Below are 413 nucleotides of genomic sequence, written 5' to 3'. Positions count from 1 at the left end.
GCGCCAGCGCCCGCGCCAGCTCCCCGGCCCACCCGGGCGCCACCGCGTCGGCGGTCACCGCCGTGGCCGCACCGCCCGCGTGCAGCACCGCGTCGCCGGAGCCGTCCGCCGCGAGCTCCAGCACGCCGGCGCACTCCGCCGGCAGGCGCGTGCGCTCGGTGTCCAGGCACAGCACGTGCACGCCCTCGGCGGTGCCCGCGCGCAGCACCCGCGCCAGGTCCGCGTCCGTGCGCAGGTCGGCCGCGCCGTCGACGAGCAGCACCAGGGCGCGGGGCCCCCCGCCGCCGCCGGGGACCGCGGTGCCGCCGCGACCGGTGCGGGCGCGGGCGCGGCGCTCCACCTCGGCCGCGAGGTCGGCCAGGGGCGTGGCCGAGGGCAGGGCGTGCGGCAGCAGCTCCACCCAGTCCCACGCC

Annotated in this window: 1 pseudogene; it reads right to left on the bottom strand. The window is 83.1% G+C overall.

Annotated elements, in window-relative coordinates:
* Window positions 1-413: pseudogene (locus GTR00_RS22585) on the bottom strand (hypothetical protein); the annotation flags it as partial.

The organism is Kineococcus indalonis (assembly GCF_009906395.1).
Lineage (GTDB): Bacteria > Actinomycetota > Actinomycetes > Actinomycetales > Kineococcaceae > Kineococcus > Kineococcus indalonis.
This window is presented reverse-complemented; position numbering and strand designations above follow the sequence as displayed.